Origin of the sequence: Pedobacter sp. HMWF019 (genome assembly GCF_003061025.1) — a bacterium.
Taxonomy (GTDB): domain Bacteria; phylum Bacteroidota; class Bacteroidia; order Sphingobacteriales; family Sphingobacteriaceae; genus Pedobacter.
The window spans coordinates 1-20,119 of record NZ_QAIL01000144.1; the positions used below are offsets into that span (position 1 = coordinate 1).

A 20,119-nucleotide genomic window follows, 5' to 3' on the forward strand; every position below is an offset into this window, starting at 1 on the left:
ATCATCTGTAGTACTTGTATATGCTAAAGTTAGTTTATTCAATTTCTGCAGGGTAAGCAACAGATTGCTTTTCTCCTGTACACTGAGGTTTTCATTCAGGTACTCATTAAAAGCAATCACCACTCCTTTTGCCATCTGTCTCTTCTCCCGGCCAAGGTCGGTTAAGAAAACTTTTACTGACCTTTTATCACCAGATGAAGTTTCCCGGTAAATTAACCCCAGATCTTCCATATTGTTTAACATTCTGGACAAACTGGTTGCCTTTACACCAAGAAGGCCAGCCAGTTTGGAAACCGCAGTACCTTCTCTCTCGATATTAATCAACACATAACCAATGGCCTGCGTTATACCAAATCCCGAAGCAATCTGGTTATAGCTGTTGGACACATTCTGCCAAACTACCTTTAAAAAATAATCTATTGTTTCCTGCTGTTTCATTAATTATTATGCTTGCATAACAAAGCTAATGAATATTAAACTTTAAAGCAAGTATAATTTCATCAAAAAAAGCACAAAAAAAAGCCGCACCTTTAAAAGGTGCGGCTTTATAAATCAACTGTTTAGATCAACTAGTATAAGGTAAATTCTACCCTTCTGTTTTTCTGACGTCCAGCTGCAGTTTTGTTGGTAGCAATAGGTTGGTTTGGACCATAACCTGTTGCTTCAATTCTAGATGGATTAGCACCTTGAGAAACCAGATAAGCTTTGATAGACTCAGCTCTTTCTTTAGACAATCTCAAGTTTAAAGCCATAGAACCAGTATTATCGGTATGACCAGCTAATTTCAGGCTGAAGTTTTTCTCTACCAATAATGCAGCTACCCTGTTTAAAGTTGGGTAAGATTTTGCTCTGATGGTTGCTTTTCCAAGATCAAATTCCAGATTTTTAATCGCTTCATTTACGATTTTTCTATCTGCTTCTGTAACGATTACTTTTTCTTTAATGATTGGCGCAGGAACAACCAAAGGACAACCTGAACCATCAACAACTACTCCTGCTGGAGTACCTGGGCATTTATCCAGTTTATCTGCTACACCGTCACCATCACTGTCTTTCAACAGATCATTCATTTCTGATCTTAAACGGGCATTGTCTGCTTTTGCAGCATCCAAATCACCTTTTAAAGCATCAGCAGTTTGTTTTGCAGCTAAAGCCTCATCATAAGTTAAAGCAACCGGGTTGTGGAATGCCAATTGCTTGCCACCACCCAAAGAGAACTCTAAACCTGCATAAGCGTAGTTGTACTTATCATTTGCATTACCATGTTTGTAACCATCAAAGTTATCACCATCAACAAAATTCACTGTCCAGCCAAGGTCAAAATTAACATTGTCAGACAACCTGAATTTTGCTCCAGCACCTACCGGAATGATCAATTCTTTAATGTCCTTGTTTGAATAATCTGCAGTTCCGCTCGCTGTTGTAATTTTTGGTTTATAACCAGCCAAACCAGCACCACCAGAAACATACAATTGCAACACATCTTCTTTTTTAAACATATCGATATTGAACAAGTTCACTACCGCGTTTAAACTACCAGACCAGTTCAATTTGGTTTCATAAGCACTCACACCACCTGTTGGTGTAAAACCGCTTTTAAAAGCTTTGGTATTATCTCCTTTTACGGTACCTCTAACTCCGTCTAACCTCAAAGAGAAATAAGGTGTGAATTGCTTTTTGATATACAATCCATAACCTAAGCTGCTCTTTTCGTTAGAAAAGTCATTTTCGCCGCCTAATGGAGAAAGACCTGTTAATAAACCTGCATTAACACCAATTGACCAGGTATTTAATTTAGCAGATGAGCTCGCTGGTGCCTGTGCGTGCACAGCATTCCCAATGAGCAATGCGACAACCGCCGCGGGAAGAGTTTTAATTAGTGATATTTTCATAATTTGTTTTTCATTAACTATATAAAAATCGTACCAATTCCAGAAAACAAGACTTTTTTGTGGAAATGTTTAAATCTTTACCACCCTATTGCCTTATCATCGCCCCTCGGGTCTGCACCCCCCTGATAATAACCCCATTTAGTTTTTAGGACAGCGTCTACCCTTCCAATAGGTCCTCTTGGTTTAATGATATAACCTTTACTCTTTAACCGGACCTCTGTTAAACTATCCAGTGCTCCTTCTTCTACCTGTATTTCATCTGGCAACCATTGGTGGTGAAATCTTTTTGAAGTTACTGCCCCCTGCATACCCTGGTCAAATTCAATGACATTCAGTATGGTTTGAAATACCGAAGTGATAATCGTGGATCCACCCGGCGTACCCACAACCATAAATAAGTCTCCGTTCTTTTCGATGATGGTTGGCGTCATAGAGCTCAACATTCTTTTATTAGGTGCTATAGCATTTGCCTCACCACCTACAAGACCATACATATTTGGTGCGCCCGGCTTTACAGAAAAATCGTCCATCTCGTTGTTCAGCAGGAAACCTGCACCTTTAACTACTACACAGGAACCATAAGAACCATTTAATGTCGTCGTTATAGACACTGCATTGCCTTCTTTATCCACAATCGAATAATGCGTTGTCTCCTCATGTTCCAAGGCCGTAACCACTCCTGCTTTCACCTCCGAACTTGGCGTGGCTTTATTCCAGTCGAAATTACTCATCCTTTCTTTAATATAAGCATCCTTCATCAGCTCCCGTCCAGGTACTTTGTAAAAATCAGGATCTCCCAAATGGGTTGCGCGGTCAGCATAAGCTCTTCGCTCTGCCTCCACCACTACCTGTACGGTAGAATCCGTATTGAAACCCCATTTTTTTAGGGGGTAAGGTTCTACAGATTTCAGCAGTTGCACCAGGGCAATTCCACCGCTGGATGGCGGAGGCATAGTAATGATCTTAAAACCTTTATACTGACCAACAATCGGCTTACGCCAAATGGCTTTATAATTTTTAAGGTCACCAGAGGTAATAATCCCCCCACTGCGCTTCATCTCTGCAACAACAGCATCTGCAACCTCTCCTTCGTAAAAACCACTTCTCCCTTTATCTCTGATAAGCTCTAAAGTATGAGCAAGCTCTTTTTGCACCAGTTTTTCGCCGGGCGCCCATTTACCCTCTTTGATCAGGGCCGTCCCTTCGGGGTTCAGCTGAACAAAGCGGTCGTGCAGCTCATTCAGTTCTCTGGCCTGTCGTTCGCTAATTGCAAAGCCCTTTTCTGCCAGATCAATCGCCGGCTGAACCAGATCGGCCCACGCCAGCTTTCCATATTTCTCGTGAGCCTCAATCATTCCGGCAACAGAACCTGGCACACCAGCTGCAAGACTTCCATATAAGCTTTTATCTACAATAGGTGCACCTGCAGCATCCAGGTACATATCTCTTGATGCGCCCTCAGCAGCTTTCTCGCGGTAGTCCAGTGTATTGGTCTCTCCCTTTGCAGAGCGGTATACCATAAATCCGCCACCACCTATATTACCCGCATTGGGATAAACCACCGCGAGTGCAAACTGAACCGCAACAGCAGCATCGATCGCATTCCCACCTTTCTTCAAAATATCAACGCCTACTTTAGAAGCTTGCTCCTTAGCAGAAACCACCATACCATTCCTGTATTCCGGACTATTCTTTTGGCCAAGCTGCCCACTCACACATCCACCCAGCACTGCTGGTATTAAAAACAATGCCGTAACTACGGCAACCGGACTACGCTTTATAATTCTCTGCATCTTTGTAAATCTTTTCAATAACGGCATTATTCTTTTCCAGAATCACCTTTCTTTTCAAACTCAACTTTGGTGTCAGTTCTCCGCCATCAATACTCCATGCTTTAGAAAGCAGGGCAAAACGCTTCACTTGTTCCCATTTTCCAAATTCCTTAGAGCTGAACTGCACAATCTGCTCAAACTTCTCCAATACCTGCGGATTTTTGATCATTTCTTCGTCTGTGGTATAACTGATACCTTTTTTACCGGCCCAGGTTTTCAAAGCAGGAAAATTCGGCACGATCAGTGCTGATGGGAACTTCCGGTTTTCACCAAGCACCATGACTTGCTCTACCAGCGGGGTTTCTTTAAACTTATTTTCCAGCATCTGCGGAGCAACATATTTCCCTCCTGCAGTTTTAAAAATCTCTTTTTTACGGTCTGTAATTTTCAGAAAGCGTCCGCCCACAATTTCGCCGATATCACCGGTATGGAACCAGCCATCTTTATCAATAGTTTCTGCAGTTAAATCGTCGCGACGGTAATACCCTTTCATGATATCATGTCCCCGGGCCAATACTTCCCCATCTTCTGCAATTTTAATTTCTACACCATCAATAACTGGCCCAACAGTTCCAAACATGGTATTGTCAAAATGGTTTACCGTGATCACTGGAGAAGTTTCGGTAAGGCCATAACCCTCAAATACCGGCATATCGGCTGCCCAAAATATCCTGGCCAGTCTCGGATTTAATGCCGCCCCTCCGGAAACAATAACAACGATGTTCCCTCCAAGGGCCTCCTGCCATTTTTTAAAAACCAGTTTCCTGGCAATACCAAGCTTAAAATCGTAAAACCAAGTTCTTTTCGTTTCAAACTTCTCGGCCAGAGCAACTGACCAGAAAAAAATTCCTCTTTTTATTCCGCTGAGTTCTTTTCCTTTTTCCATGATCTTTTCGTAGACTTTCTCCAGCAGCCTAGGGACTGTAGAAAAGGCATTTGGTTTTACATACTGGATATCTGCAACAATAGTATCCATGCTCTCAGCATAATAAACGGACACATTGGTGTAGAAATACAAGTAAACGATCATTCGTTCAAAAATATGGGAAAGCGGCAAAAAGCTCAGGCCTTTATGGATCCCTTCCGGTAACAAAACCGCAGAATTTTCAAAATTCTTCACCAGGTTATCATGGGTGAGCATAACCCCTTTCGGAGTGCCCGTGGTACCCGAAGTATAGATCAGGGTCAGAATGTCTTCGGGGGTAACAGCAGCGCGATATTCTTCGAGGTTAATATCCTGATGTTTTGCACCTTCTTCTGTTAAAACTTCCCAGTGATCTGCACCCCCAACCTTATCCAGGGTATAGATTTCAATTTTCTGCTCCAGGCTGTCTGCAACACTCTTTACTTTTTTATAAAGAGCCTCATCTGCAACAAAGATCAGACTAACTTCGGCATCCTTCAGGATAAATTGTATATCGTGTTCGGCCAGCGTGGGATACAATGGAATCTGATAGGCCCCAATCTGCATAATGGCAAAATCAGTAATGTTCCATTCTGGTCTGTTGTGCGACATCACACCAATTCTGGATTCTTTTCCAAATCCTTTACGGACAAGTCCTTTACTAAGGTTGTTAACTATTTCAACAAATTGCGCTGTACTGTGTGTCTTCCATTGTCCTTGTAATTTTCCGCTTACGAATACTTCTTTAGGAAATTTTTCTAAATTATACTGGAGGAGATCAAATACTCTTTTTATCGTTACAGGCATAGATTTTATCTGATTAGAGTTTTACCGAAACTGTGTTTCTCAAATCTAACAATTTAAAATTTTAAAAAAACGGTCTCCATGTAAGAAAATTGGTAAGCTATTCGTAAAAACTCAATATACTTTTCGGAGACTAAGGCTTTCTGCGCGGCTATGCGTCTTGCTTCAAAGCTGAGGTTTAAAATAATACATAAGCTGTCGTAAAACGCCAATATACTCTTCGGAGACTAACGCTTTTTGCGCCGCTACGCGTCTTGCTTCAAAGCTGAGGTCTCCTCGGAGTAATATTGACGTTTTCATGGCGCTTAAGCTGGGAGGAAGAGTCCGGGCATGGAATAGAGTAGGTTATGGAACTGGCATTTATTCTCTGGAACTTTGCAAGTCCGATTTATATAACGCGTAGCTGGAAGCAAAGTCAAGGCATCAAGCAGGGCAGGTTGTGGAACTGGCATTTATTCTCTGGAACTTTGCAAGTCCGATTTTATATAATGCATAGCTGGAAGCAAAGTCAAGGCATCAAGCAGGGCAGGTTAAATCTATTGTATGCTAATTTCAATATAAGAGGATCTCCACAAGATAAGGGCTTGTACACACCTTATACACACCTCCGTCACAATTAATACACAAACAGGTACCTTTTTGTGAAGAAAGTGTGTCTGATGTGTGTATGATGTGAGGCTCAGCCTCTGGCCTGTCGTATTCCAGTCTCCTCCCGTGCATCACTTTTACCTGGTCCTACGCCCTGCCCGGTCACCTCCTTCCTCTGCAATTTGCTACGGAAAATTCTCGTACGCTGCGGAAAGACCTCAGAGATCTGCGGCTTCTTCAGCCGCCTGATATCGTTAGTCTTGAAGCAGCTGTACAGAATTTTCCGACATAATTCCCTTCCAATTCAATTCTCCTTTACACCTGTTTTCTGATCCATCACCCTTGAGCGGCACAATATTTGCTCAGTGGGTAAACCTATTACCCACACAAATTCATATGATGAAAAAAACACTTACTATTCTATTTTTAACTGTAATGGCTTCAGTTGCCATGATTTCTACCTCTAAAGCACAGGATTATCAAAATGCTATTGGTGGTCGTTTTGGAACCGCAAATGGCGTGACCTTCAAAACCAGCCTTGGTTCGAACAAGATGTTAGACCTTATTGCCAATTTCAGATCTCATGACGACTACAAATACTTCCGCTTAACTGGTTTATATGAGATCAACAACAAAATTCAGGATGTTCAAGGTTTAGGTTGGTATTATGGTATCGGTGGTACAATAGGTTCCGCTAAATACAAACCAACCAATTCAAGAGACCTTTACCTGTCAATTGATGGTGTTATAGGTTTGGATTACAAATTTGTAGATGCACCTATTAATCTTTCACTGGACTGGAAACCTGCAATTGCGCTGGCACCAGATACAGAATTTGACGGATCAGGCTTAGGTCTATCTATCCGCTTCACCTTTTAAGAAAATAATCATCTACCTATAAAAAAGGGCGGCAACTTCACAGTTACCGCCCTTTTTTCCGTTTGTAAATCCTAAATTCCCATCCAGCCTTTTCTAACCTGCAATTGTTCCGCACTGGCTTCAGCAGCTACAGGAACTAGTTTTAGATTAGGATTCGCCTTCAGCGTTACTTTAAAAGTCCTTTGAATTCCATCCCTGCCCACATTGATCTGCACTACATCACCAACATTTTTACCAGTGATGGCCGGCATGCGCTCAATAGATGATTCAACAGGACTACCATCAATGCTCAGGATCTCGTCATTCACATTCAGGCCGTCTGTCCAGGCCGCAGAATTACGGGAAACTGCAGTAATGAAGATACGGCCCTCTTTCTTAACAGAAGTAACTCCCAGATAAGGGACACTTTTGCCTTCATTTTCGTTTTTCACTTTAATGCCCGCATAACCAAAATACTTATCGTATTCTACCGGTGTTGTTCCGTTGACATACCTGGCCCAGAAATCTGTAAAGCTCTGTCCGCTGATCTTCTCTACCATGGATTTAAATTCAGCATCGGTATAACCTCTTTTTAAGGTTTTACATTGCAGGTACATCGCCTTCATCACATCGTCCAGGCTTTTGGCTCCTTTTGTTGCCTTCGCGATCTCCAGATCCATAATCAGACCAATCACCTCGCCTTTGCTATAATAAGAAACCCCTGTATTGTTTGAGTTTTCGTTTGGTCTGTAATACTTAATCCAGGCATCGTAGCTGGAAGAAGCAGCAGATTGAACTTTTGCACCCGGGGTATTTTCAACACCAGCTACTGCGCTGGCCAGGTTGGCTACAAACTCCTCTGGGCTGACAAAACCGGAGCGCAACATGAATTTGTTCTCATAATAAGCGGTAAATCCTTCTGCTACCCAAAGATTGGTCGTATAGTTTTCATTGTCATAGTCGAATGGCCCCAAGGCCACCGGACGGAGACGTTTCACATTCCACAAGTGGTGATATTCATGAGCAACAAGACCTAAAAAGCCTTTGTACCCTTCTTCTGATGCATACTGATTACGCGAAGCCCCCAGCACTGTAGAGTTCAGGTGTTCCAGACCACCTCCGGCTTGTGCATAATTATGTACAATAAAGGTATAATGTTTGTTTGGGTTCTCCCCATATACAGCTGTTGCACTTTCTACAATTTTTGCCATATCTGTTTTTAGACGGGAAGCATCATAATTTCCACCACCATACATCGCTACTTCATGCTTTACTCCCGCTGCCGTGAACTCAAAAACATCCTGATTACCTACTTCAATCGGGCTGTCAAACAAGATATCAAAATCTGCTGCACGATAGGTAAATTGTTCTCCGGCAACAGGCTCCAGCCCGGTAGACACTTTGCTCCATCCTTTGAACGGAATGATCTTTACCGTACTTGGTTGCTTCAGCATACCTTCAGGGTACATAAAAATCCCAGTTGAAGACAGAAAAGCGTGCGTATCGTCAATAAAAGGTGTACGCACAGAAATTTCAAAACCATAAACCCGGTAATTGATTTTCAAAGTATTGGCTTTGGAAGTATAGACCCTCCAGGTATTTTTTCTTACTTTTTCAAATTTCGCCTGTTTTCCGCCGGCAGTTGCACTGAAACCTTCAACTTGCTTGGCAAACTCTCTTACCAGGTAAGAACCCGGCGCCCATACCGGCATTTTCACGTCTACATAATCCTTGTTTATTCCTGAGATGTTCATCTCTACCTCCGCATAATGTGCCTGCGGTTCTTTGAAGCTAACTTCAAAACCAATTTTAACCTGTGAACTTGCTGTCATTCCTAATGCTAGTAATATTACTAATCCTGCTAACGATTTCTTCATTTCCATCTGTTTCTTAAAAGCCCTTGTGCGCACAAGGACCTTCTTTTGAATGTAATTGTTTCCTTATAATAAGTTGTTTTGTAGGGAAGCAAATTTATAATTTATCTCTTCTTTTTGGATTTAAATCTCAAAAGAGGCTGTAACATACTTAATACAACAGATACACAGTGACATATTTAAATATTTTTGTATTTAAAATCGCACACCACACAAATAATATGAAGGTTAAATATCTTATTTATGCCGGGATTGTTCTTGGCATAAGCTATCTGGTTTATTACCGCATCTCTGCCAACAAGAAACTTGCAGCAGAGGGTGCCTCCATGGGCAAAGGCTCGGATAAAGGAAAAAAGGGTGCCGGACAACACCTCAATGTGAATGGATATATTGTAAAAACCATTTCTTTCAACAACGATCTGGAGATCACAGGGGCTATAGATGCCAACGAATCTGTGGCACTTCAAAGCGAGGTTTCGGGATTGGTGACCGGCATCTATTTCAAAGAAGGAAGCAATGTAACTAAGGGCACTTTACTGGTCAAAATCAATGACAGAGATATCCAGGCTCAGCTACAACAAGCACTTACCAAGGAAAAACTTTCTGCCACCGTTGAAAACCGGGCAAAACAACTGCTGCAAAAAGGGGCAATCAGCCAGGAAGAATACGATACTGCACTTGCAGACTTGCTTTCTTTGAGGGCCCAAACCCAATTGATCAGAGCCCAACTGGCCAAAACATCGATTCTTGCCCCTTTTAGTGGAAAAATTGGCCTAAGATCTATTTCCGTTGGAGATTACCTTGCACCAACCCGAATCATCGCAAACCTGCTCAGCATTAATCCGATTAAGATCAGCTTTTCTGTGCCTGAAAAATATTCCGGACAGATCAAAGTGAATTCTGACATCAAGTTTAAAACAGAGGGTTCGCCAAAAACCTATACAGCAAAAGTATTTGCGCTCGAACCGGGCATCAACACCCAAACCCGAACCCTGCAAATCAAAGCCCTGGCACCCAATCCAAATAATGAATTGCTTCCAGGTGCATTTGCAAAAGTGGAACTCTCCTTATCTACACAGGAAAACGCCATTTTGATTCCTAACGAGGCGATCATTCCGGTACTGAAGGGAAAGACGGTTTACATTGTCAAAAACGGAAAAGCGAAACAGGTACCTGTTGAGGCAGGTACGCGTACCGCCGAATCTATTGTGATCACCTCCGGGTTAAATGTAGGGGATACAGTATTGACAACAGGCGCAATGGCCCTGAAACCAGATGCTCCGGTAAAAGTAACGCTTACTAAAAATTAAGGTTAGCCAAAATGAGTATATCAACCACGAGTATAAAAAGGCCCGTTCTGGCGATTGTGATGAACTTGATGATCCTGCTTTTTGGGGTGATCGGTTACAATTTCCTCGGCGTTAGGGAGTACCCTAACATTGACCCAACCATTGTAAACGTTAGAACTTCTTATCCGGGTGCCAATGCAGATATTATTGAGTCTCAGATTACCGAACCACTGGAAAAATCCATCAATGGTATAGATGGGATCAGAAATATTTCTTCTTCCAGTAACCAGGGAAGCAGCAACATTACGATTGAATTTAACCTGGATAAAAATATTGATGATGCCGCCAATGACGTGCGGGATAAAGTTTCACAGGCGGCCAGGAGTTTACCAAAAGATATTGACGGTAACCCGGTCGTTTCCAAAGCAGATGCAAATTCAGATGCGGTGATCACGATGACCATTCAAAGTGATAAACAAAATGTAATGCAATTGAGCGATTACGCAGAGAACGTCATTGCAGACCGCCTTCAGACCATTACAGGCGTAAGTACGGTACAAATCCAGGGGCAAAGGAAATATGCTATGCGCATCCGGATCAATCCGAATAAGCTGGCTTCTTATGGCTTAACCCCACAAGACATTGTAGCGGCACTGGACAAAGAAAATGTAGAATTGCCTTCCGGTAAAATTACCGGCGCAAGCACCGAACTTGTGATCAAAACCCTCGGAAAGCTGACAAATGAAGAGGAATTCAACAATCTGATCCTAAAGAATGACCTGGATCATGTGGTGAAGTTGAAGGATGTTGGTTATGCCGAACTGGGTTCTGAAAATGAAGAAACGATTTTAAGAGAGTCGGGTAAACCAATGGTTGCTGTAGGATTGGTTCCACAGCCTGGCGCTAATTACCTTGACATTTCTAAAGAATTTTACAAGCGTTTTGAACAACTCAAAAAGGACGTACCACAAGACATCAAGCTGAACATTTCTCTCGACACCACCAAATTCATCAAGAGTTCGGTAACCGAAGTAGCGGAAACGATCATCCTTTCTCTTGTTCTGGTGATCCTGATCATTTATCTGTTCTTCAGGGATTGGGCCATCGCTTTCAGACCCCTAATTGACATTCCGGTTTCCCTGGTGTTTACCTTTTTTGTGATGTACATTTTTGGCTTCTCTATTAATGTTTTGTCCTTACTGGCCATCGTACTGGCCACAGGTTTGGTGGTAGACGACGGTATTGTGGTGACCGAGAACATTTTCAAAAAAGTAGAGGAGGGTTATTCTCCTTTTGAAGCAGCCATAAAGGGTTCCAATGAAATTTTCTTCGCCGTAATTTCCATTTCCATCACCCTTGCTGCCGTATTTTTACCCGTAATCTTTCTACAGGGTTTTGTGGGTCGTCTGTTCCGGGAATTTGGGATCGTCATCGGTGCTGCGGTGTTGATTTCAGCCTTTGTTTCACTGACCTTAACCCCGATGCTGAACGCTTACCTGATGAAAAAAACAGGGCATAAGAAATCCAGGTTCTACAACTTTACAGAACCTTATTTTGTGAAGCTTAATGATACTTATGCGGATAAACTGAATAAATTCCTCGACAAAAGATGGCTGGCCGCCCCAATCATTATTGTTTGTATGGGCCTCATTGTACTGTTCTGGAAAATTCTACCTAAAGAAACTGCACCATACGATGACAGAAGTGCCATCAACATGAATGTAACTACGCCTGAGGGAGCCTCGTTTACTTATACAGATCAATTCATGATGAAGATCTCACAAATGGTTGCAGATTCCGTTCCGGAAAAGAAAGTGAATATTACGATCACTTCACCAGGCTTTGGCGGAACAGCTTCAACCAATAGTGGCTTTGTAAGAATGGGTTTAACGGATCCTGATGAACGCAACAGAAGCCAGGCTGAAATTGCGGCAAAACTGACCAAAATCACCAGAAAATACACGGAAGGTAAAGTGGTCGTAACCCAGCAACCAACCATTTCTGTAGGACGCCGTGGGGGCTTGCCCATCAACTATATCATCCAGGCCCAGAACTTCGAAAAGCTTCGGGAAAAGGTGCCTTTGTTTATGGATGAAGTTTCCAAGGACCCTACATTTACCACATCAGATGTCAATCTGAAGTTCAATAAGCCGGAGATCGACCTGACCATTGACCGCGCCAAGGCCAAAAACCTGGGTGTATCGGTACAGGATATCGGTCTTGCGCTGCAACTTGGCCTGAGTGGTCAGCGTTTTTCCTACTTTTTCATGAACGGAAAACAGTATCAGGTTATTGGTCAGTTTGAGGTGGCAGACCGTAAAGATCCTCTGGACCTAAGCTCGGTATATGTTAGAAACGACAAAAATGAATTGATCCAGATCGACAACCTGGTGACCGCTAAAGAAGAAAGCAGCCCGCCTCAGTTGTACCGGAACAACCGTTTTACCGCTGCCACCGTTTCTGCCGGCCTCGCGCCCGGGAAAAGTATCGGAGAAGGAATAGATGCCATGGACAGGATTGCTTCAAAAGTACTTGATGAGAGTTTCTCTACAGACCTGGGCGGCGAATCCCGTGATTTCAGGGAAAGTGCCTCCAATACCAGCTTTGCTTTTGGACTGGCTTTATTATTAGTTTACCTGATCCTGGCCGCTCAGTTTGAAAGTTTCAAAGATCCAATCATTATCATCCTGACGGTCCCAATGGCTGTTGCAGGGGCCTTTCTATCCCTTTGGTTATTTGGCCAGAGCTGGAACATCTTTAGCCAGATCGGAACCATTATGCTCATTGGACTGGTTACTAAAAACGGGATCCTGATCGTAGAATTTGCCAACCAGCTTAAAGAACAAGGAAAAAGTGTTCACGATGCAATCAGAGAGGCTGCTGTTTCCAGATTAAGACCTATTTTAATGACCAGTTTAGCCATTGCCATTGGAGCTTTACCGATTGCGATGGCCTTGGGTGCTGCTGCAAAAAGCAGGATCGGCATGGGGGTGGTTATTGTAGGCGGAACGGTATTTTCACTGGTCCTTACCCTTTTTGTGATCCCTGCAATTTATTCGTACTGGTCTAAAGAACATAAAGAAAATACAGATCTTCAAAACTCTTTAAAGGCTGCACTAGAAAATGAATCCAATGAAACCATTTAATTTCGTCCTTTGCCTGCTGGTGCTCCTATACCTTAAGCCCGCACAGGCACAGACCAAACTGAGCTTGCAGGAAGCTATTTCCATAGCCCTGCAAAACAATTACGACATCAAACTGATCAACAATAACCTGCAAATCGCAAAAAACAATGTCAACCCGGGAAATGCAGGCTTTTTACCTGGTTTGCAAGGCAGCTTTGGTACCACGGGCAGTAAACAAAATACTGTTCAGACCAGCTCTACTGGTGTAGAAAAAGTGGCAGACGGGGTACGCAACACCAGCACCAACTATGGTGTTGCCCTGGACTGGACCATATTTGACGGTTTCAAAATGTTTGCTACTTATGATAAACTGAAGGAACTGCAAAAGCAAGGAGAAGTCAATGCCAAGGCAACGATACTGACTACGATAGCCAATGTGATCAGCACCTATTATAATGTGGTCCGCCAGCAACGTCTGGTCGCCGCCACAGACAGTACGCTGGACATCTCCAGGTTCCGTTTAAAAATCGCCAACAATAAGCTCCAGTTGGGAAAAGGATCTAAACTTGACGTGCTGGCTGCTACGGTAGACTACAATGCGGATACATCGACCTATTTGCAACAAAAAAATCAATTACAAAATGTTATTGTTACGCTGAATCAGATCATGGCCAGAGACCTGAATACGCCTGTCATTGTGCATGAAGATATCGATATCCATAAAACTTTCAATTTCTCTGAACTGCAAGAACAGACACTGCAGCTTAATCCCGACCTTCAGAATGCGATGATCAGCAAGAAAATTGCGGAACTCAGCCTGAAAGAAGTAAAGGGTCAGCGCTATCCCGTAGTGGGCGTAAACAGCGGTTACGAGTTTTCAAGGAGCGCCAACCCTACAGGCTTTAACCAGAAGTTCAGGGGTCAGGGAATTACTTATGGACTAACAGCCAGTATGAATATATTCAACGGATTTTTACAGCGTCAGAATGAGCGAAATGCTAAAGTTCAGGTGGCTTCTTCGCAACTCAGCATCGAGAAAACCAAACAGGATGTTCAAGCTCAACTACTCACCGCCTTTCAAAATCATCAGGCCAACCTCGATTTGCTGAAAGTAGAAACAAATAATGTTGAAATAGCACGGCAAAACCTGGACATCACCCTGGACAAATACAGACTGGGCAGTATTGCTCCACTGGAGCTGAGGGAAGCACAAAGAAATTCTATTCAGGCCATCACCAGATTTTTAGATGCTCAGTATCAGGCCAAACTGACTGAAATATCATTAAAAGAAATCAGTGGTACTTTGAATCTTCAATAAGATGTTTAAATTTATCAAATGATTTTAGTTGCAGATAGCGGTTCATCCAAAACAGACTGGATGGGATACAGTTCGGGAGAACCTGTTCGGTTCCATACCCAGGGAATCAACCCTTATTTTTTAAATGCTCAGGACATCTTTAAACTCTTTTCCCGAAAGAAAGACCTGGGTTTTAATCCTGAAGATGTTAAAGAAATCTATTTCTTTGGGGCGGGCTGTTCTTCCCCGGATAAACATGAGGTCATTTCAAATGGCTTATCCTTGTTTTTTACCAAGGCTTTTATTAGTGTAGAGCACGACCTGATGGGTTCTGCCTATGCCACTTGCGGAGATAAGGAAGGGCTAACCTGCATTCTGGGAACAGGCTCCAATATCTCCTATTATGACGGTGTTACTGTACACAACAGCAAACATGGTCTGGGTTATGTACTTGGAGATGAAGGTGCCGGCACCCATCTGGGTAAGAAGTTAGTGACCAATTACCTTTATGGGCATATGCCTGAAGAACTTGGTGTTTTGTTTGCAAAAGAGTATAACATTGACAAGGAAACGGTAATTACAAACGTATACCAGAATCCTTTTCCAAATACTTATCTGGCTTCTTTGAGCCGTTTCATGGTGAACCATACCGATCACCCTTTCATTACTCAGATCCTTCATGAGGTTTTCCAGGAATTTGTAGATACCAATATAAAAGACTACAGCAATTACAGATCACTGGACTGCCATTTCGTTGGCTCTATTGCATTTTACTATCAGGACATCCTTCGTAAAGTTTGCGCAGACAGCGAGGTACGGGTAGGAAAGATCTTACAGAAACCAATTGAAGGTATTTATAATTTTATTTTAAAAAAAGAGGGTATTCTTGCTTAAGGGCCCTCTTTTTTTTGCTCATTCCTTTTCTTTAGCGACCTGGCGCCATAGGCTAAACCTGCAGCCAGGAACATCAGGGTGCCTCCGTCTATTGGCACATCCGGATCCCCGCCAGGAAGCCCGGGATCCTCAGCAATAGCAGAATGAACTACGGAGACCAGGTATATAATCAGGAATAACTTTTTCATTCGTGTATAAGTTTTATGGTTTCAAAAGCCGGACGCTGAAAGACATCCAGAACTTGTAAAAAATAGATGCCCTGACTTTGTTTTCCACAGTCCAGCATCCATTCGTTCCGGCCATCGCTACGCTCAAAATGCCTGCTCCACACCAGGCTTCCCGACAGGTCTCTGATCAGAACATCAAAGTCTCTTTGTGGGCTTTCTTTAAAACTGATCGTGAGTTTCTCTTTCCAGGGATTGGGGTAAACTGTTAAAACTTTATCTTGATTTATGGGTGGCATCCCCCGCTCTTCACAGGGTTCAAAATGCAAAATAAAACGCCTTCCCTCCGGATTGGAATAAACACTGGTATCTATACTGAAATTATAGGTAACTCCACCGGAAGGTATAGGCAGGAAACGCTTTTCCAACTTATCCTCCAGCAGCATGTCTATCCCTTCTATACGAAGCTGATAATGATCTGAGGGGAAGCCTTTCACAAACAAGCCATATTCCACATGTTCATTTAAAACCCGCCTTTCCCGTATACTAAAGTGTTCCTGGCTTGCACCAATTACTGCAACCGCAATATGGCCTTCGCCGATCTTCAATGCATCCTGGTCATTAGCCTCTTCTCCCATGCTCTTCTTAAAAAGCAGGATACATTGATCGGAAAAAACCCCGCAACTGAGTGTTATTTTTAAACGGCCTTCTTTTCCTTGAGCCATACATAATAAAGCCGAACCGCTTAACCAAAGCCACACGCAAAAAACTTTTTTATAAAATATTCGAAAATCCATAGCTATTATCTATAATTTACCTTGCAATCTTCATTAAAAACTATAACCCCACTTTTAAACCCATTAAGAACCTTAATAAAGAAACCAGAACCAGCAGGAATCACTTCATCCGGATCATCACTCACCTTATATGAGGCATTCAAAGGATCATATAACCACACATAAGGACCTATATTTTCTTTATAAATACTGCCCCACCGGATGGATGCAGCATAGGGGTTTCCGAGCAGGTTAAATCCATCTCCCTCCTGGCCCCGATCTTCATTATAAACCGTTATGGTAAGTCTGCCGGTAAACAATCGGCCTGTATAAGTCATTATGTAAGAATCCGCACTGGAAAAGGGTGGATTTTGGATCTGTTGGCTATAAGCACCCGGAACTGTCCGGTCTCCGCGTGAGAAGAGAAAGAATCCTCTCCCTACAGGAAGCAGGGTATGCATATTTGGGATGGGCAGGTATTTCTGAGCAAGCATTCCTGGTAGCTGCTGATCATGGCTATAGAGGGTGGCCGCATTATTGGGTGATGGATCAAAACCGTTTAACACTCCTCCCTGCCCCGTAATAAAAACACTTCTTTTCAATGCTTCAAACCCGTACTGAAGGTTGGGATTACAAACAGGCGAGCTTAAGAGTCTCCATCCTCTCCCGCTCGAAGGCAGAGGAAATCCACCCGCAATAAAACATTGCGCTTGTACATCCCCCAGAATTTCAACCTCCTCCAAGTTTTCAACCGGAGCCAATGCAGCGGCCCTGTTTGCCGTGGTCAAGAGGGTCAGCCGGCCGTTTGTATACAGTCTCCCCCGGATCAGCCTTATAAAATTCTGGATATACAAACCTCCTTCCAGATTCACCTCGTCAGCCAAAAATAAACGATCTAATTCCAATATAGATATGCTCGCCTTACCGGCACCTGAGACCCTGATTTTTGAAGTTCCTCCCGAAAAGACCATTTTGTTACCTCCACCTGTTAAGGAGATCTCTCCATTATTTTCCAGATTCCCTTTCAATTTGAATACGATATCTCCGGTAGCTCCTGAAAACATTCCCGAGTTGACCTGAAGTTCTGCATACTGCTCCAGTTCGAGTCCGGCATAGAGATATAGAGCCGAGTTTTGCTCCAACAGCAGCTTGTTCAAAACGACATCTTTCCGAAGTTCGACTGTCTTTCCTTCTTTGATCCTGATATTGCTATGGTCAGGAGGTATTATTCCTTTATCCCAGTTGACCGGTTCATCCCAAAGGCTATTCTTTACCCCAACAAAGGTAAATATCGAAGGTGTGGTTTGCGGACTGAATTCTGTAGTCCCGATACTGCAAAAACCGGCAGGATTGTTCTGGTTCTCATACTCCGTTTTTATCCATTCTAAAGTTCGTATGGTCTTTCCAATTCTGACCTCATCCAGCTTCCCTGACAGATATAGAGAATTTTGCTTTGAAACCCCCAAAAGCACTTGTCCTCCTATACCCAGCCTGATGTTGACGGAAGATTTGGAGGCCACCGTAGCCCCATCTATATAGAGTCGGGCTTCTCCGCTGACCACCTTAGCAGCGACGTAATGCCAAGCACCAGGAGATAAGGCCGCAGAACTGTTCAGGGACCAGGATGGAAGAGCGCCATAGAATCCTTCCAGAACCAGATTTCCCGAGGCAATTAATTTCAGCTGATACCCTCCCTTACCTGCACTTTCATTGGTCATGACCATCTGCTCAACCCCAGTCCTGTCTGTCAGAATCCAGGCAGACAAAAGAAATTCAGTCCCTGTATTTTCAGAAAGCCTTTTTTCTGTAGAACTTCCATTCAGGAACATTCCCTGTCCAATCTTCCCCTCATTACCCTCATTAAGATGTGTAAACATATTGTAATCAGCCCTCCAAATCTCTTGTGCAGCAGCACCATCAGGGTTATGGAGGATAGAGGCGCTATAATAGAAATAAACTGCTGAAGGGGCTGTAATGCTTTCTCTGGAAGCCAGAAAAGGCAACTGTACCCAACAGGTTATTTTTCCGGCTACCGGATCGTAATGGTCAAGTTGCATGTTCAGGGCTATAGCAGGAGCTGTTGCATCAGCGAATGCAATATCCAATCCATTTGCATTGGATATTTTAGGGTCAAAATAATCGCCCTCAAATTTAAGCTCCGGACCTTCCAGGCTAATAAGCACAGGAAAATTCAGGAGTCCCGAAGTTTCCTGTCCACCGGGCAGCTTTACGGGTTTTCCTTCTATCTTGTTTTTGTTGAAGGTGATTTTTTTTCTACAGGCAAAACCTGTCATCCAGGTCTGGGCTGCACTCTGGAATCCACACGACAGGAACATCAAAGCACAAAGCCCGGAGGTTCTGGTTAATAAAATTCGGATAAACTTCATAAAGGATATAATGAAAAATACCCTTCAAGTGTAGTTAATAGTTATCCAAAGAAAAATTATTTACAATAAAAATCCATAAAAATAACTTTAAAGAAATACACACTAGTATTCTCTCTTGGTAGACTCTAATCCCAATGGAAATAATTCTTTCGATATCTCTTTTTCATGCAGAAAGCAAAGCCGCTCATACCTGTACTCATTCAGTTTTGTCAAATCATTTAATTTCGAATACATTTCAATAATTAAATTATACACCTGAACGCAATGTATATTCAAATCATTTCGTTTAAAAATAACAAGTGCTTCCTCAGCATGGCCGATGGCTTTCACATAATCCCCTTCCTGTCTACTCAATTCTGCATTCAGCATCAGAAACAACAATTCAGAGTATTTGGTAAAAGCATGACTGTTTCTGTCTTTTGAGATCTTAAAAATGAACTGCCTGATCCGTTCTGCCTTTTTACACTGGTCGGATTTAACACCGTTTAAAGCGAGTAATAACAATAAGTGACTGGCAAATGGAGCTCTTTTATAGAACAACCGGGGATGCAGGCGATGAATGGAATGGATGATTCGCACAGTTTTCTCAGGTGTTCCGTAGAGCGTGTTTACAGACAGCATCAGAATATACTGCACGCCAGCCCAGGTATCTGCCATCTCACTAACCATTGGTTTGAATTCATTTTCAGCAACGATAAAACCTTCAATTTTCTCCAGTAGCGGACTGGAATGCACCGGAATATTCTGACTCTTGTTATAGGCAATGTGCAAGGCCTCCAGAGGGTCAAAATAAGAAGAAGCACATAAGTCCTGACGGCTTTCCAGCTGGATGATTCTTTGTTCCAGCTTTTCCTTATTCAGGCTTAAAATATCCAGTGCCGAGAGGATAGACTGATACAGTAACCAGTGCTCATCTTTGTCACAGATATCGATCAGCACCATAATAGATTGCTTATAACACGAATCTACAAAATCAAAGTTAATGAGCTCTTTGATAATGGCATCATGCAGCTGGTGTTCTTTTAAGGTGTCTTTTATTTCCGGATGGAGGTTAATGGCATATTTCAAGTTTTCAGCGATAAACAGAATTAAATAATTTCTCTCATAATTATTTAAATCCAACTTAAAAATATGACTCAGTGTTACAAAATCTGCAGTTTTCACCATATATCTGACCGTCCATTGCAATAAAATAAATCGGACATGATTACTGCTATAGGTTTTGTCTATATATTCCAAAAAATGAGCATCTACATTTAGATTGAATTTCTCCAAAAGTTCTATAAAGAGAAAATACTCAAAAATATGAGGATATAAAAAGCGGACAAACTCTCTAGGATGAAGATTCTGGTAACGCCTTTCTTCCATCAGGATACCATCAGAGAGGAGTTCCATATAAGCATTTTTAAATGCAGACAACTCGGCTATCAACAAG

General features: G+C 42.5%; 13 protein-coding genes and 1 pseudogene. 5 read left to right on the top strand and 9 right to left on the bottom strand.

Annotated features, from left to right (window positions below; translation table 11 throughout):
- The 4 genes from DBR11_RS09360 to DBR11_RS09375 all read right to left on the bottom strand — a co-directional run.
- The coding region (locus DBR11_RS09360; protein ID WP_108551909.1) for a MarR family winged helix-turn-helix transcriptional regulator at positions 1-438 on the bottom strand (438 nt) is incomplete at its 3' end.
- Between the two features lie 131 nt (positions 439-569).
- Positions 570-1,892 (bottom strand): DUF6089 family protein, encoded by a 1,323-nt coding sequence (locus DBR11_RS09365; RefSeq protein WP_108551910.1) that lies wholly within the window; start codon positions 1,890-1,892, stop codon positions 570-572.
- 77 nt (positions 1,893-1,969) lie between these two features.
- Positions 1,970-3,685 carry a gamma-glutamyltransferase gene (gene ggt / locus DBR11_RS09370; protein WP_108551931.1) on the bottom strand — a complete coding sequence of 572 codons (1,716 nt, stop codon included), beginning with the start codon at positions 3,683-3,685 and terminating at the stop codon, positions 1,970-1,972.
- Positions 3,663-5,435, bottom strand: coding sequence for a long-chain fatty acid--CoA ligase (locus DBR11_RS09375; RefSeq protein ID WP_108551912.1), 1,773 nt, complete (start codon positions 5,433-5,435; stop codon positions 3,663-3,665). The genes ggt and DBR11_RS09375 overlap by 23 nt, the downstream gene beginning before the upstream one ends.
- Before the next feature lie 981 nt (positions 5,436-6,416).
- Between DBR11_RS09375 and DBR11_RS09380 the strand changes: the two genes are divergently transcribed.
- Positions 6,417-6,899 (top strand): hypothetical protein, encoded by a 483-nt coding sequence (locus DBR11_RS09380; protein ID WP_233260702.1) that lies wholly within the window; start codon positions 6,417-6,419, stop codon positions 6,897-6,899.
- Positions 6,900-6,970: 71 nt separating this feature from the next.
- Here the strand turns inward: DBR11_RS09380 and DBR11_RS09385 are convergent, their stop codons facing one another.
- The gene (locus DBR11_RS09385) at positions 6,971-8,755 is read right to left on the bottom strand and encodes a M61 family metallopeptidase (RefSeq protein ID WP_233260703.1); all 1,785 of its coding nucleotides are present in this window, start codon (positions 8,753-8,755) and stop codon (positions 6,971-6,973) included.
- 218 nt (positions 8,756-8,973) lie between these two features.
- On the opposite strand from DBR11_RS09385, the gene DBR11_RS09390 reads away from it, so the two are divergent.
- The 4 genes from DBR11_RS09390 to DBR11_RS09405 are packed head-to-tail and all read left to right on the top strand — an operon-like array spanning position 8,974 to position 15,357.
- Positions 8,974-10,062 carry an efflux RND transporter periplasmic adaptor subunit gene (locus DBR11_RS09390; protein ID WP_108551916.1) on the top strand — a complete coding sequence of 363 codons (1,089 nt, stop codon included), beginning with the start codon at positions 8,974-8,976 and terminating at the stop codon, positions 10,060-10,062.
- Positions 10,063-10,073: 11 nt separating this feature from the next.
- On the top strand, positions 10,074-13,187 hold the full coding sequence (locus DBR11_RS09395) for an efflux RND transporter permease subunit (RefSeq protein WP_108551918.1): 3,114 nt from the start codon (positions 10,074-10,076) through the stop codon (positions 13,185-13,187).
- A complete protein-coding gene (locus DBR11_RS09400) occupies positions 13,174-14,484 on the top strand; it encodes a TolC family protein (protein WP_108551919.1) in 1,311 nt (436 codons plus the stop codon). Before DBR11_RS09395 ends, DBR11_RS09400 begins: the two co-directional genes overlap by 14 nt.
- Before the next feature lie 18 nt (positions 14,485-14,502).
- The gene (locus DBR11_RS09405; RefSeq protein ID WP_108551921.1) at positions 14,503-15,357 is read left to right on the top strand and encodes an N-acetylglucosamine kinase; all 855 of its coding nucleotides are present in this window, start codon (positions 14,503-14,505) and stop codon (positions 15,355-15,357) included.
- Here the strand turns inward: DBR11_RS09405 and DBR11_RS09410 are convergent.
- From DBR11_RS09410 to DBR11_RS09425, 4 genes and pseudogenes are all read right to left on the bottom strand, one after another.
- Positions 15,354-15,545, bottom strand: coding sequence for a PID-CTERM protein-sorting domain-containing protein (locus DBR11_RS09410; RefSeq protein WP_108551923.1), 192 nt, complete (start codon positions 15,543-15,545; stop codon positions 15,354-15,356). The genes DBR11_RS09405 and DBR11_RS09410 overlap by 4 nt on opposite strands.
- Positions 15,542-16,246 (bottom strand): T9SS type A sorting domain-containing protein, encoded by a 705-nt coding sequence (locus tag DBR11_RS09415; RefSeq protein ID WP_158275252.1) that lies wholly within the window; start codon positions 16,244-16,246, stop codon positions 15,542-15,544. Before DBR11_RS09415 ends, DBR11_RS09410 begins: the two co-directional genes overlap by 4 nt.
- Positions 16,247-16,323: 77 nt before the next feature.
- Positions 16,324-18,684 (bottom strand): LamG domain-containing protein, encoded by a 2,361-nt coding sequence (locus DBR11_RS09420; RefSeq protein WP_108551927.1) that lies wholly within the window; start codon positions 18,682-18,684, stop codon positions 16,324-16,326.
- A 102-nt stretch (positions 18,685-18,786) separates the two neighbouring features.
- Positions 18,787-20,119, bottom strand: a pseudogene (locus DBR11_RS09425) (hypothetical protein); the annotation flags it as partial.